General features: G+C 39.0%; 7 protein-coding genes. 1 reads left to right on the top strand and 6 read right to left on the bottom strand.

Annotation, left to right across the window (positions count from 1 at the left end; all coding sequences use genetic code 11):
* Positions 1-12: 12 nt before the first annotated feature.
* The 3 genes from GKD17_RS22715 to GKD17_RS22705 all read right to left on the bottom strand — a co-directional run bounded on the left by GKD17_RS22715 (position 13) and on the right by GKD17_RS22705 (position 5,291).
* On the bottom strand, positions 13-3,540 hold the full coding sequence (locus tag GKD17_RS22715) for a TonB-dependent receptor (RefSeq protein ID WP_007834225.1): 3,528 nt from the start codon (positions 3,538-3,540) through the stop codon (positions 13-15).
* Between the two features lie 64 nt (positions 3,541-3,604).
* Positions 3,605-4,615: a FecR family protein gene (locus GKD17_RS22710; protein WP_007834218.1), complete on the bottom strand. Its 1,011-nt coding sequence runs from the start codon at positions 4,613-4,615 to the stop codon at positions 3,605-3,607.
* 88 nt (positions 4,616-4,703) lie between these two features.
* Positions 4,704-5,291 carry an RNA polymerase sigma-70 factor gene (locus GKD17_RS22705; protein WP_005844047.1) on the bottom strand — a complete coding sequence of 196 codons (588 nt, stop codon included), beginning with the start codon at positions 5,289-5,291 and terminating at the stop codon, positions 4,704-4,706.
* Between the two features lie 178 nt (positions 5,292-5,469).
* On the opposite strand from GKD17_RS22705, the gene GKD17_RS22700 reads away from it, so the two are divergent.
* On the top strand, positions 5,470-8,694 hold the full coding sequence (locus GKD17_RS22700) for a S41 family peptidase (protein WP_007834215.1): 3,225 nt from the start codon (positions 5,470-5,472) through the stop codon (positions 8,692-8,694).
* Between the two features lie 62 nt (positions 8,695-8,756).
* Here the strand turns inward: GKD17_RS22700 and GKD17_RS22695 are convergent, their stop codons facing one another.
* Genes GKD17_RS22695 through GKD17_RS22685 form a run of 3 tightly spaced genes read right to left on the bottom strand, consistent with a single transcriptional unit; the run spans position 8,757 to position 16,078 of the window.
* On the bottom strand, positions 8,757-10,538 hold the full coding sequence (locus GKD17_RS22695; RefSeq protein WP_032935969.1) for a RagB/SusD family nutrient uptake outer membrane protein: 1,782 nt from the start codon (positions 10,536-10,538) through the stop codon (positions 8,757-8,759).
* 14 nt (positions 10,539-10,552) lie between these two features.
* Positions 10,553-13,606, bottom strand: coding sequence for a SusC/RagA family TonB-linked outer membrane protein (locus GKD17_RS22690; RefSeq protein ID WP_007834211.1), 3,054 nt, complete (start codon positions 13,604-13,606; stop codon positions 10,553-10,555).
* A 33-nt stretch (positions 13,607-13,639) separates the two neighbouring features.
* Complete coding sequence (locus tag GKD17_RS22685) at positions 13,640-16,078, bottom strand: sugar-binding domain-containing protein (protein ID WP_007834209.1); 2,439 nt, start codon at positions 16,076-16,078, stop codon at positions 13,640-13,642.
* Positions 16,079-16,216 lie beyond the last annotated feature (138 nt).

Genomic DNA, 16,216 nt, shown 5'->3' with positions numbered 1-16,216 from the left:
CTAATTTAAGGTTTATAATGTAAGATTAAGCCCAAAGGATACTGTGCGGAATGCGGGATAATCCCATTTCAGCGTTTCCGGGTCGATACCCTTTGGCAATGATGAGAACGTTGCCAGATTTTCTACACTGACAAAAGCACGTAACTGCGACAAAGATATTTTGGTAATCCATGCTTTGGGGAATGTATATGACAAAGTAACATTCTTGATACGCAGATAAGAAGCATCGGACAAGTACTTGTCTGACTGGCGGTAATTAGAGCCTTGGTTACCATAGTTGCCATAAATACGTGGGAACTCAGCATTAGGATTAACTGCTGTGTAATCACCATTGGCAGCATCTACCGGTTGCCAGTAATCACCCAAACCTTTATATAAAGGAATAAACTTAAAGTCAGAATATAATGGGAAAGTCAATGTATTGGCAATCCATTTATCGCGTTTACCGGTTCCTTGCAAAAAGGCACTCAAATCAAAACCTTTATAGTTTAATCCTAGATTAATACCATAAAGATAACGAGGAGTTTCATTACCAATCACTTTACGGTCGCCCGGATTATTCAACGTATTGTTACCGCTGGAAATCATATTTGTCCCTCTTTCATCATCCATTAAGTTCTTGAACTTCACATCACCCGGACGAGGATTATAGCCATCTATGCTTGGAACGCCATCCTTTAATTTCCATGAAGAAGTATCGACAAAATCGTCTACGGTATAATAACCATCTGTTTCATATCCCCAGATTTCGCCTAATTCCTTACCTTTATAAAACTCCCAAAATGTATATGTTCCACCCGTCAGCGCATTCGTCTTTTGGCTGCTTAATATGTAGGATGAGTTACTGTCATACTTCACAATCTTTGACTTGCTGTCGGACAGGTTGAAACCGACTCGGTAGCTCACCTTTCCAATCTGGTCGCGCCAATTGAAACTCAGTTCCCAGCCACGTGTACGCATATCTGCCGTATTCTGATAAGGAGCATCCGCACCTACTACAGCAGGCAATTGCACACCCGGAGCAAGCATGCCGTTCGTATTACGCTGATACCAGTCAAAAGTACCTGTAAAGCGATTACTGAACATAGAGAAATCAATACCGATGTCTAATGTCCCTACCTTTTCCCAAGTAAAGTTACGACTTACCAATGAAGGAATAGAAGTAATAGCGGTTACATAATTACCATTGGATATCCAACCATTGTATTTATTATTCACCGCCATAGTTGGAATAAACGAATAAGCAGGCACGTTCTGGTTACCAATCATACCATAAGAAGCACGTAGCTTCAAAGAACCTAACCAATTCTGAGTACTTTCCATGAATTTTTCCTGTGCAATGTTCCAACCGGCCGAAACAGAGGGGAAGAAACCGTAACGTGATTCTTTAGGAAACTTAGAAGAACCGTCATAACGTCCGTTTACTTCCAGCAAATATTTATCCTGATAGTTGTAATTCACACGGAAGAATCCGCCGCGAACAGAAAACTCATTATACTTGTCCGTAGCTTTCAATGTAGATGTACCCGAACCCAATGAAGGCACCTCAATAACAGCTTGTCCATAGGATAAAGCCTCCATTGTTTCCTGATAACTGGATTCTTGATTGAAACCTGCCATTATCTTAAACTGATGATTACCCAATGAGAAATCATAAGTACCATACAAGTTGATTGAGTTATAGTCGGTATATCTTTTCTTTTTTTGTAAATAGTCATTGGTCGGAGTCGTGTCTTTACCACCTTGCACAGTAGTATATACCACACTTCCCGTATACCAGCTATAATCATATATATTCTTGTCGAAAGTATATTCAAATGCTATTTCAAATCCCTTTAATGGCTTCAATATAGACTTCAGGAAAATACGAGGATTGTCATACAATGTTTTTTCTGGATTGGACCAACGTATCTGATTGGACGGAGTAAAGAAAGGTAATCCATCGCCTGCAGCAGAAATACCTTCCGGCATATTGCCTTCCGGATAGAAAGAAGCAAGACGAGTACTGTAAACAGCGCCCAAAGCAGACTTTGGCTCCATTCTTTTACTATGTGCATAGCTAAAAGTGGCTTCCTGAGTAAACCATTTTGTAACATTGGCAGATATAAATCCACTGACATTCATTCGTCTGTATTTATCCTTGTCAGTAATCAGCACACCGTCATTATCAATAAATCCGGCAGAAAGACGATAACGGAGCTTATCAGTACCACCTGTCATTGATATATTATGTGTATGCTGGAAACTAGTCTCAAGCATGTTCTTCACCAAGTCCTTTTCATTCATATAATAAACAGCCCCATCCGTATCTTTAAAGATACCATCGCCGACAGTAGGAATAGAAGACGGATTATTACGATATTGCTCCAAATATCCCATCCATTTGCTTACACTAGGCGAACCCATTGTCCAGAATTGATCTCCGGCTGCATCAGAATAGGCCTGCAAATATTCCATCAACGGTGCCTGTTCTGGCAAATTCATGGCAGTTGCAAAGGCAAAGTTATTATTATAATTCAGTTGGAAAGAAGTTTCTCCTTTCGGACGTTTGGTAGTAACCAAAATTACACCACCGGCAGCACGGGCACCATAAATGGCAGCTGAAGCAGCATCTTTCAACACTGTAACCGTTTCAATATCCTCAGGATTAACCATATCCAAGTCTCCTTCCACATTGTCAATCAAAATCAAAGGCTTGATAGCACTACCATAAGAACCATCATCATTTTTAATACCTACAGAATAAGCGCCACGAATCTGGAATGACTTACTTTTACCTGGAGCATTGCCATCACTAGACACAAACAAGCCGGGAACCGTACCTTGCAATGCATCAGCAGCTTGTGACAAAGGACGATTGCCTATCACTTCATCCATCTTGACCGAGGCAACGGCTCCTGTCAGGTTTGCTTTTTTCTGCGAACCGTATCCCACTACCACCACTTCATCTAAAGTTTCAGTGTCCTCACGTAATACCACCTGAATAGTTTTTGTATCACGTACAGTTACCTCTTGAGATTTATAACCAATATAACTGATTTGTAACTTCACAGGAAATTCAGAAACTTCTAAAGAAAATTTTCCATCAAAATCTGTGATACACCCGTTAGTAGATCCCATTACCACAACAGAAGCACCAATAACTGGTTCTTTTGCCACATCCATAACCAATCCGGTAATTGCATTTTGTCTTGATTGCTGGGGTTTATAAACAGAAATATGCTCCCCTTCCACTTTATAACGGATATTTTTCCCTACAAACAACATCTCAAGCACCTCTTCCACACTTTTATTTTTAACATCAATAGATACTTTCTCATTCATATTAATATCATTATTACGAACAAGGAAAGAGTAGCCGGTCTGTTTTTCAATCTCATAAAAAACCCGACTCAAAGCCACTGAACGCTGTTGTATAGAAAGTTTTGCCTCCTGAATAGGCAATGCGGCCATAGTGACATTTCCCCATAGTAGAAATGAAACTATCCATACAAGAGAGAGGCAATGCCCCCTACGAACTTTACAAAAGTTTTTTTTCATACTTAGAATTTTTAGTTAACAATTATTTAAGCATGTACTTTTCACAGTACTTTTTATCTATCAGTTACCGGTCTGTAATAACTATTGTTTTTCCTTTCTTTCTCCACATAAACTTATTATCCACATCTAAATAAGAAAGAATTTCATCCAAAGTCAGATTCGTATCTATACTTCCTGAAAAATATTCAGTATACACTTTCCGAGACTGCACAAGTATCTGTACATCATATTTTTTCCCGATTGTTTTCAAAATATCAAATAACTTTTCATTAACAAATACCAGTCTTCCTGTAGTCCATGCTGCTTGAGATACCGCATCTATCTTTCTCATAGACAATACCTTATCATTTTTATTATAAACAGCTTGCTCATCAGGAGAAAGAAGAATATTCTTTTTAGCATCTGAAGTAGTGTAAACATTCACACTACCTTCCACAAGGCTCACTTTTATTTCCGTATCATCAGGATAAGAAGCCACATTAAATGTTGTACCTAATACTTTTATATTCAATTCCCCCGTATGAACAATAAAAGGCTTGAGCATATTTCTAGAAACTTTGAAATAAGCCTCACCTGAAAGAAAAACTTTCCGGTCAGTCCGCTGCTGCAAAGAAACATCATACTTTAAAACCGTCCCCCCATTCAGAAAAACAATGGTACTATCAGGCAATAATAATTTCGAACTGGCCCCCTGGGGAACCTCAATCTGACAATAAGAAGGAGTAAGAACTTCTGGACTAGACGAATGATATAAATAAAAGAATGTTATACTACAACCAATCAGTAAAGTCCATATAGCAACGCTTCTCCAAACGCTTATTTTACGGAAAAAAGAATGTTTACGAGAAGAATAGAAATTCAATGTATCACACAATTGCTCAAAGTTTTGCTCTTTCCTGCGTGCAAACCAAGAAGAGGATGCCAATGCATAAGAACGGGCTATTTCACGATATTTTTCGCGACAAGCATTCTCTCTTTTCAGTAATATAGTTAGTTTCTGCATATCTTCAGACGAGATTTCGCCTTTCAGATAATCCAGCATTATTCGTTCAAATTCATCTATTTGGCTGTTCATTTTATATCTTTGGAATTATCTACTATAGATAATACACAAGCAACAGACAAAACATTTAAGCCAAAAACAGATTTTTTTCATTCTTTTTTTAGAAAAGAAAAAATAATAGAATCCCTACTCTAGATCCCACCTTTTCTCTTATTTTATCCATGGCATTTTTTACATGTACTCTGACTGTATTGACTGAAATATTATTTTTATCTGCAATCTCTTGAGGAGTCAGATTGGAATAAAGATATTGCTCAAAAATGAACCTGCATTTATCAGGCAAGGAAGACACTATATTTTGGACTGATTTTTCCAAATCAGCTAATTCCATTTCTTGCAAAGGCGAACACTCGGAAGCACAAAATTCTTCTTGATACTCAAGTAATGCTTCACGGTATTCATCTATAATTCTTTCACGGCTGTGAAGCGAACGGAGGTAATTCAAACACCCGTTCTGAATAGCACGTATCAAATAAGCATGAATAGGAAAAGATAACTCACCACGCCTATACCATATTTTAGCAAAAGTTTCATTAACTATATCTTGCGCTTCCACAGGGTTAAAGATATAAGAATTAGCACAAGCACAGAGATAGACAAAATAGCTATTATATAAAACCTCAAAAGCTTTTTCTTCTCCTTTGTTTATTCTTTCAATCAAATCTTTATCTACTATACTTGCATCCATCTTTATTAAGACTATTAATATTGCAAATATAGCATTTCTTAAAAACATCATGCCAATAAAACTATTTCTTATTAAAAAACTCTAGTAATAATCAACTGAAAAAAGAAATAAGTTCCAGCTCATAATCTGAAGAATAATACCTAACTTTGTTTCCGACGAAAATCAAACCCTAAATAAAATGAACAAAAAGCTATTATTCTCCCTGTTACTGGCAGGAACAGCTTTCACCGGACATGCCGATGAGGCTAGATTACTCCGTTTTCCCGCTACCAATGGCTCCGACATTGTCTTTTCTTACGCCGGAGATCTGTACAAAGCACCTTTGAATGGAGGAGAAGCACAAAAGCTGACTTCCCATATCGGTTATGAAATGTTCGCACGTTTTTCTCCGGATGGAAAATCAATTGCTTTCACCGGTCAATATGACGGTAACACTGAAGTATATCTGATTCCAACTGACGGAGGCGAACCCCAACGACTTACCTACACAGCAACAAACAACCGGGATGACTTAGGAGATCGAATGGGTCCCAATAACATAGTAATGACTTGGACGCCGGATGGAAAAAACATAGTCTACCGCAATCGTATCAGTGACGGTTTTGATGGCAAACTATGGAGCATATCGAAAAACGGAGGAATGCCCGAAGTGATTCCATTACCCGAAGGAGGTTTTTGCAGCTATTCTCCCGATGGAAAAAAGCTGGCTTACAACCGGGTTATGCGAGAATTCCGTAATTGGAAATATTATCGCGGTGGCATGGCAGATGACATTTGGATTTATGATCCGGCTGCTAAGAAAGTAGAGAATATCACCAATAATATTGCACAAGATATTATCCCTATGTGGATAGGAGAGGAAATCTACTTTATTTCCGATCGGGATCGCACCATGAATATCTTTGTTTATAATATCCGGACCAAACAAACTGAAAAAGTAACTAACTATACGGATTATGATGTAAAATTCCCCAGCAGTAACGGACAAATTATTGTCTATGAACATGGAGGATACCTCTATAAACTGGATCCTAAAACGCGCAAATCAGAAAAAATCTCCATCACGCTGACTTCAGACAATATCTATGCCCGAAAAGAAATGAAACGGGTAGCAGATAACCTGACTGCCGCCAGCCTTTCACCGGATGGCCACCGTCTGGTAGTAACTGCTCGCGGAGAAGTATTCGATATCCCTGCCGAAAAAGGGGTAACCCGTGATATCACCCGCACCCCGGGAGCCAATGAACGGGAAGGAGAATGGAGTCCGAACGGTAAACAAATAGCCTATATCAGTGACCGTACCGGTGAAACTGAAATCTGGCTACAATCTGTCGAAGGGGGTGATCCCATCCAACTGACCCAAAACAATGATACTTATATCCGCCAACTGATGTGGAGCCCGGACAGCAAGAAAATACTTTATACCGACCGTAAAAACCGTATCGTAGAAGTTGATATTGCCTCAAAAGCGAAACGGACTGTCATGCAGAATCCGGAAGGAGAGTTCTATGAAGTGAACTATTCACCAGACAGCCAATGGATTACCTATACTAAATCCGGAGCTAATAACATGAGTGTCATTTATGTATACCATCTGACTTCAGGTAAGGAATATCCGGTGACCGAAAAATGGTACAGTTCTTCTTCACCTGTCTTCAGCACGGATGGAAAATACCTCATATTCAGTTCCGAAAGAGATTTTAATCCCATCTACAGCCAGACAGAATGGAATCATGCCTATAATCGTATGGGAGGAGTCTATATGGCCATGCTCGCCAATGACACACCGTCACCTTTATTACCTTCGGATGAAATGGTCAGCATAGAACAACAGACTACCGATGCGGCCAATAAAAAACCGGAAGCCACAAATAATACAGTTAAAATAGATCCGGAAGGCTTGCCCGGAAGACTGATTAAATTACCTTTACAAGCAGGTAACTACGATAATTTCTATTCAGACGGTAAAAAAGTGTGGTATGCCAGTGGTAGAAATACCAAAGTATATGATTTGGCTAAACAAAAAGAAGAAATCGTAGCCGAAGGAGCATATATGGATGTAGCTGCCAATCATAAGAAAGCATTGTTCTTTAAAGGAAATAATCTGTATATCTGTGATTTTCCATGCACTAAAGCCTCATTGGAAGAGAATATTAACTTAAGCGATATGGTTGCTCCCATTGATTACAGTCAAGAATGGGCTCAGATATTCGATGAAACATGGCGGGCTTTCCGTGACGGATTCTATCTGGAAAATATGCATGGAGTAGACTGGAATGCGATTAAAGAAAAATATGCTGTATTAGTTCCTCATGCAAAAACCCGTCTGGACTTGAACTATATCATCGGTGAGATGATTGCCGAGCTGGCTTGCGGACACGCTTATGTGAATCCGGGTGAAATAAAAGGTCCCGAACGTATTCCAATGGGATTACTGGGAGCTGAACTGAGTCGTGACAAGAGTGGCTTCTACCGTATTGACAAAATCCTACCGGGTGCAATTTACAGTCAGAAACTGCGTTCTCCCCTTACAGAACCGGGTATCGGAGTAAAAGAAGGAGATTATATCACAGCTATTGATGGCATCTCAACAGCTACTGTTGATAACATTTACAGTCTGCTGGCAGGCAAAGCCAATGTATTGACTGAACTAAGCATAAACCGTACCGCATCAAGTAAAGGAGTACGTAAAGTGGTCATTAAACCATTAGACAATGAATACCCATTGTATCATTATAACTGGGTACAGAATAATATCAAAAAAGTGGAAGAAGCAACTAATGGTCGTGTAGGTTACGTCTATATTCCCGATATGGGACCGGACGGTCTGAATGAATTCGCCCGCTACTTCTATCCCCAACTCGATAAAGAAGCCTTGATTATTGATGACCGTGCCAATGGAGGTGGTAATGTATCTCCAATGATTATCGAACGTTTGCTTCGTGAACCCTATCGCCTGACCATGCGTCGTGGATCAACCAAAATCGGTACCATTCCTGATGCAACACTAGTGGGTCCGAAAGTATTGCTAATCAATAAATACTCGGCTTCGGACGGTGACTTGTTCCCATGGAGTTTTAAGGCAAATAAAATCGGTAAAGTTATCGGTACTCGTACATGGGGTGGCATTATCGGTATCAGTGGCCCGTTGCCTTATATGGATGGTACGGATGTACGTGTTCCGTTCTTTACCAATTATGATGCAAAGACCGGTCAATGGATAGTGGAGAACCATGGAGTAGATCCCGATATTCTGATTGATAATGACCCGGTAAAAGAACAGTTAGGTGAAGACCAGCAGTTGAATAAAGCCATTGAGGTAATTCTACAAGAGTTAAAGGATCGCAAACCATTACCTCCCGTTCCGGCTCCGAGAACTTATAAGGATTTGGGAGTGGAATAAAAAATCATTCTTTTTAATAAAGCCCGTAGCCATCATTAAGCTACGGGCTTATCTATGATTTTTTAATATAATGGATTTTGTATCAATAAATCATTTTTCTGCATTTCATCCAAATAAATAGGGAGTAAATAAGACTTATCATTCCATTTCCTCTCCTGCACATCAATAATGGAATAATTAGGCTCTGTAACTCCATAAGGATAGCGAATATCTATTCCTTGAACATTCTTAATCACTTCAGGTGCAATCATCCAACGGCGGATATCAAAATAACGATGTTGTTCATAAGCTAATTCTATTTTACGTTCATTACGATAATGTTCTTTCAAGACATCTCCCATTTCAGAATCTGGTATGTCAGGCATTCCCGCTCTTGTACGAATCATATTGATATACTTACGGGCTTCAGCATCTTCACCTAATTCTATGCATGCTTCAGCATAATTCAACAAAACTTCAGCATAACGTATCTGACGCCAAGGATAAGGTTGTTTATCATACTGATGATTAACTGAAGGATCTAAAAACTTACGCATATAATATCCTGTATAAGAACCATTCCAATCTTCAATAGGGCCTTGGCGAGTGTCTAAACCTGGTGTATAACTTCCATCTGACTGCTGATAATAAGCAGTTTGTACTATTCCTTCAGGATCACTACCTACTGTATCATCCGGACGTTGACGCCAATAAGAACCATTATACATAATAGAAGCATAGAAGCGAGGATCTCGATTTTGATAAGGGTAAGCTGCTTGTTGTGGATTATCCCAACTAAATTTGCTGCCATCTGCCATTTCATAAGAATCAACTAATTGTCCAGTAGGAGTATTTCCGCCCCAACCATGAAAACCATTGGGACTATTGAACAAACCAACACGAGGCAATTGAAAATCACTGCTATTATGATTTACATAATCATAATATTGTACCATAATATCTTCATCCGAATTATGACATAAGAAAATATCAGCATAGTTTTGAGTAGCTTCCTCTCTATTTTTCCATCCTCCATTTTCACCATACAGATGATATATACCTAAATCCATAACAGCTTTAGCAGCCTTTTTGGCCCGTTGCCAACGTTCCGTACGATCACCTCCCACATACCCTATAAGTTCAGGATGCTCATAACCGGATGCCCATAAAGACTGAGAAACAAATAAATCACTAGCCGCATAAAGCAGGACACGGGCTTTCAAAGCCATAGCAGCACCTTTCGTTGCACGGGCTTTATCTCCGTTCAAAGGCAAAATAGAAGCTGCTTCATCTAAATCTTTCACAATAAAATCTACCGTTTCTTCAAACGTATTACGAGCTACGAGTAAATCATCAGAAGGAGTAAAAGACTTCTCAATCAAAGGGATACCACCCCATTGGCTCAACAACCAATAATAAAAATAAGCACGTAAATAATGTACTTCACCCTTCAGTTTATCGACAACATCTCCTTCTAAAGCATATTTCTCTGCATTTTCAAAAAAGATATTACAGGCACGAATATTTTTATAAAGATTGGTCCAAGTTATATTATGGAAGGTTATAATCCAAAAATTAGGGGCAAGAATACCTTGATAGCTCGGACTCAATTCACTCATCACTATCGGCTGACTTTCCCATGCCCAAACCTCCATTGATTCATCACACAAAGAAGAAAGCATTACGGTATGAAATCCCCATTTCTGTCCCTCGTAAATATTATTAACAAAAGAGGTTATTAATGACTCATCCGTCCAGACAACTGCATCTGAATAACGGTCTACTGGGTCCACATCCAAAAAATCATCATTGCATGCTGTTAGCATAAAACATAGCAATACAAGTAATCCATATAAACGTTTCATATTTTTCATTTTATTTAAAAAGTAAGGTTTACTCCAAAATTTATCACTTTATTCAACGGATAATTATATCCCGATCCACTTGTATTTTCGGGATCATAATCCTTCATATCAGGACTGAATGTCAGCAAGTTATAAGCATTAATATAAATACGTAAATGTTCCACACCTATTTTCTTACTCCATATAGATGGTACAGTATATCCCAATTCTATATTCTTCAGACGTATATAATCAGTTTTATGCAACCAGAATGTATTCTGCTGATTTATAAAATATTCATTACTTCGATTATAGGTACGGGGAGAATCAGCATCAGGGTTTTCCTCTGTCCAACGGTTATCATAAAAACTCTTTAAGAAATTGGCAAAATCACCCGATTCTGTCGTTTGATAGAAAACTCCCCCCATAGCACCTTGCAGCAAAAATGAGAGATCAAAATCCTTATATCCTAAATCTACATTCAATCCACCTGTAAATCGTGGAGTACGACTCTTATCATTACGAACACGGTCATTGCCATCTATCACATCGTCCCCATTTACATCTTTGAAAATAATATCCCCCGGACGTGCACCGGCCCAATGAGGATACGCGTCTACAGCTGCCTGATCTTTAAATATGCCGATAGCTTCGTAATAAAGTCCCGAATCGATAGGTTTGCCTGTGGACTTCTGCCATTCTGGAGTACCAGGTGCCTCATCCCAAAAAAGAATTTTGTTTTTAGCATAAACCCCATTCAAGTTTATACCCAACCGAAAATCTTTAAAATTTCTACGATAATCAATATTGAAATCTACCCCTTGATTTTGTACTTTCCCTAAGTTTTCATCAGGAAGTACCAATCCGGAAGTGCTCGGAACAGAAGCATTTCGTTTCCATAAAATATCACTGCGTTTATTATAAAAATAGTCAATGGTAAATGCCAAATCTCCATTCAAAAATTGTAAATCAAAACCTATATTCTTTTGTGTAGCTGTTTCCCAAGTCACATTTTGATTAGGAGCTACTCCTTCTTTCAATGCTTGGTTCATCGTTGCACCATTATTAGTCAAATACATCAAATCATTGAAAGTATAGGAAGCCAAATACTGATAAGGATCAATCAAATCATTTCCTGTCTGTCCCCATGATGCCCGTACTTTGGCAAAACTAATAAAGGGCAATTTCTTTTTGAAAAAATCTTCTTCAGATATTACATATCCTAATGAAATACCCGGAAAGAATCCGAATTTATTAGAACGATCAAAAATATAGGAACCTTGATAGCGCCAAACAAACTCTACCAAATATTTAGACTTATAAGCGTAGTTCACACGACCAAAATAATTTAAACGGGCTTCCTCATACCCTGTACCTGTATTATTCATTTCATCCTGACCACCAGCAAAAAGCTGGTCAATAGTGGCAGAAAGAAAATAACGACGATAAGCTTCAAATGAATCCCCCTTATCCGTGATACGTTCTACACCTGCTAGAATATTTACATCATGATCTTGAGCAAATGTATGGCTATAACTAGCGATACCACTCAATAATACCCCCAAATTGTCTTCCATTGATTCTGTCAGACGAGGATCACTAAACCCTTTCTTTCCTTCCACCAATAGGGGCTGGCCATTTTCATCCATCGAAGTCCCATCCCATGAATACAAATACCAAGGTTTTTGCCATATTTTACGAAAACGGAACGTCTTATCAAGTGACGCAGTAGCCTTCAAAGTCAATCCCTCCACATAAGGCACCTTGATATTAACTCCGAAATCCCCATTTAACACATAACGCTTATCACGTTCATAACCAGTTTGATTGGTACATATAACTACCGGATTATCACCAAATTCAATGTCGGGTCCCGGACGGCCGTCAGGCCAATAAGCCGGTGAATTAGGTTTAGATCGCATCAGCATACGGAAAATATTCTCTGCAGAACGGGTTGGATATTTCCGATCTTCCATTCTTCCTGTTACATTGACATAAGTATCAACATATTTATTAATTTTCATATCAAGATTCATCTTCAAGTCATACTGATGGTAATTTGACCCACTATGACGATAAAATGCATCTTGTCCTTTGGCTGATACGCTAACAAAATATTTCACATTCTCTGTACCACCATCAATAGTAGCATTGGCATAAGTTTGTGGAGACCATGATTTCAATGTTTCATTAAACCAGTCCGTATCCGGATGTCCCCAAGGATCGGAACCATCAGCATATAATCTAAGATCATCTACCGTATAGCGGCCCTTATTACCGGCATACTTATCTATTTCATTCATCAAAGTAGCATATTCCACAGCATTGGTCATTTCCGGTATTACAGTAGGAGCAGCTATTCCATAATTATAAGTAAAACCTACTCTCGGCTTGCCTGCTTTTCCTCGTTTTGTTGTAATCAAAATAACTCCATTGGCAGCTTGAGCACCATAAATAGCTGCTGAAGCATCTTTTAATACAGACATCGTTTCAATAGTACTTGGATCAATACGCTCCAAAGAACGTCCGGGTACTCCATCAACAACTACTAACGGATCAGCTTTTCCAAAGGTATTAACCCCACGAACAGTAATAGTAGCACCATCATATCCTGGTTCTGAAGTGTTGGAAACAGCGACCACGCCCGGTAAACGTCCGGCTAATCCTTGTGATACATTCGTCACTGGAGTTTTTGCCAGCTTCTCACCACCTACACTCGTTACAGAGCCGGATAATGTAGCTTTCTTTTGGGCCCCATACCCCACAATCACCACCTCATCTAATAATTCAGTATCTTCCTTCAAAAATATATCCAGATATGTTTTTCCATTTATCGGAACTTCCTGAACTAAATATCCCACATAAGAAATACGCAATACAACTCCTTTAGGAACAGAAAGCGTAAAGTTACCATCCAAATCAGTTACAGTACCATTTGAAGTACCTATTTCCAAAATAGAAACCCCCATAAGAGGTTCTTTTAATTTAGAGTCCATCACCCTACCTTTTACAGTCTGGTTTTGCGCCCAAGCTGTATTGGATATACTCAATACCAAAAACAGCAATAAAACAAAACGAAATGTTTTCATACTATTATATTTAGAATTAAACAAAGGTTATTATTATTTACTTGTACGAATGGATACAGTAGCCGGAACCAATCCGGGAGAAGTCACTTTCAACATTATCTTACCTTCTTTCCGTGTACTTTTTACTACCACTATAGCACGCCCTTTCCATGCTTTCCGCTGATAACCGATATAGCTATCCGTGTCTTTCAAATCAGCATTTCCCACAGCCACTATAGTACCTGCCCCTTTCACTTCAAAAGTTAATTGATTATCAGCATTCGGCTCCAGAATGCCTTCCTTATCTATTATTTCTACTGTGATAAAACTCAAATCCTGACCATTTGCCTTTATTTTTGTACGATCGGCCGTTAATTGAATTTTCACAGGTTTTCCGGCAGTCTGTAAGATCGTTTTCTCTATTTCTATCTCGGATTCCACACCTACCGCCTTCAATATTCCTGGCTCGTATGAAACAAGAAAGACTGCTTTGAATTGCTGTTCCTTCCCTGTGAATTTCTCGCCTATCAGCTTATCATTCAAATACAGACGTACTTTGGGATATCGGGAATAAATCTCCACCTCTATTTCTTTTCCTTCATGTCCCGGCCAATTCCAGCTTTCCCAAGTAGGCCAGACAGACCATAAGGTTTCCTTCACCTTACCATAATAATTATCCGGCTCTTTTACAGCCAAGTAAAGTTTCTTATCAGGATTATACAACAAGTCACGATAATGTGATATAGGTTTCCTCCAACCTGTCAAATCAATATCTCCACAATAGGCCCCATGCCAAGGATAATGGTTACGTTGATAGTGTTCACCTTCCGACTCACCTGCATAATAAAATCGCCCGATACCCGATTCACCTAAATAATCAATAGCCGTCCAAACAAAATCACCAATAATATAATCATGACCATTTACCAACGACCAATTGGCAAAAGCATCTCGTGGATAAGATTCGGTTTGCATAATGACACGGGAAGGTACACGCTGATGATCAACCGGCGCTCGATGCAGCAAATAATTATAGCCCACTATTTCATGTACGGCAGCCAATGGATCATATATTTCCCAGTCATTATCCCAAGCAGCTAAAGCAGAAGTTACCGGACGACTGGGATCAAACTTATGTACATAGTCGGCCAACTTCCGAGCTGTAGTGACCACTTCCAATTTTTTACGCTCAATTACTTCATTGCCAATACTCCAACAAAAAATAGAAGGATGATTGCGGTCACGAAGAACCATGGATTCGATATCCCGTTGCCACCATTGATCAAAAAGAATAGAATAGTCATATTGATTCTTACTGTCACGCCAACCGTCAAAGGTTTCATCTATAACCAATAATCCGAGACGATCACAGGCATGGAGGAACTCTTCTGAAGGAATATTATGCGAAGTACGTACCGCATTAAATCCCGCAGCCTTCATTAATTCTACTTTCCGTTCTTCGGCACGATCATAAGCCGCTGCCCCCAGACAACCGTTGTCATGATGTAAACATCCACCATTTAAAATAATTCTCTTGCCATTCAAGAATAATCCTTGTTCAGCCGAATAAGTAACCGTCCGAATACCAAAAGATTCCGTTGTACTATCTATTACATCACTCGCTTCAGTCACTAGAAAGTGTGCATTATATAAATGAGGGGTCTCAGGACTCCACAAAGCAGGATACAACACAAAAATTTTTTGTGTTATTTCCTTTATTCCATTGGCAGGCAAATCCACTTTTATTTCTCCTTTTCCGGCTTCATCATTTCCTTTAGTCAACTTTGTTGTCAAGGTAATCTGTCTGTCAGAAGAAGTTTCATTTCTCAAAATAGTTTTTATTTGTACAACAGCTCTCTCCTCACTTACCTCAGGAGTAGTTATAGCTATCCCCCAATGCTCTATATGAACAGCATTCATCGCTGTCAGCCACACATGCCGATAGATACCTGTACCGGTGTACCAGCGACAATTTTTCTGCTGCGAATTATCCACTCGTACAGCAATAATATTCTTATCATCATAACGTAGATAAGGAGTCAGATCATAATAAAAGGATGAATATCCATAAGGACGGATTCCTACGGATTTTCCATTAATAAAGACCTCTGAATTCATATAAACTCCTTCAAAGTAAATACCCACTTTCTTGCCTTTATGCTTAGAAGGTATTTCAAATGACTTACGATACCATCCCGTCCCTGCCGGAAAATAACCTCCATCATTCCCCATCGGATTTTCCGGATCAAGGGTTCCTTCTATACTCCAGTCATGAGGTAAATCAAGTATCCTCCAATCAGCATCATCGTATGTATTCAATGAAGCGTCAGGATAATCCCCCAACTTGAATTTCCAATCATAATCAAAAAGTTGTTTTCGATATTCACTTCCCGGATACGCATCTGCTCCGAAACAAACTCCCCATAACAGGAAAAGTGCAGTTAGTAATTTGATACTATCCCAACAGACTAATGGTAACTTCTTTTTCTTCATGCTTTATTATTTAAGAATCATGAAACAAAAGAAGCCATATCCTGGAAAAATAGGGTATTGAAACCCTTTACAGAAGGTATAAAATCCTTTCATGAAACGTTTCAATACCCTAATGACAGAAATTTATCCCCTCTTTCT

The organism is Phocaeicola dorei (genome assembly GCF_013009555.1).
GTDB classification, from domain to species: domain Bacteria; phylum Bacteroidota; class Bacteroidia; order Bacteroidales; family Bacteroidaceae; genus Phocaeicola; species Phocaeicola dorei.
Note: the sequence above shows the minus strand (reverse complement) of the source record. Positions and strands in the feature narration are given on the sequence as shown.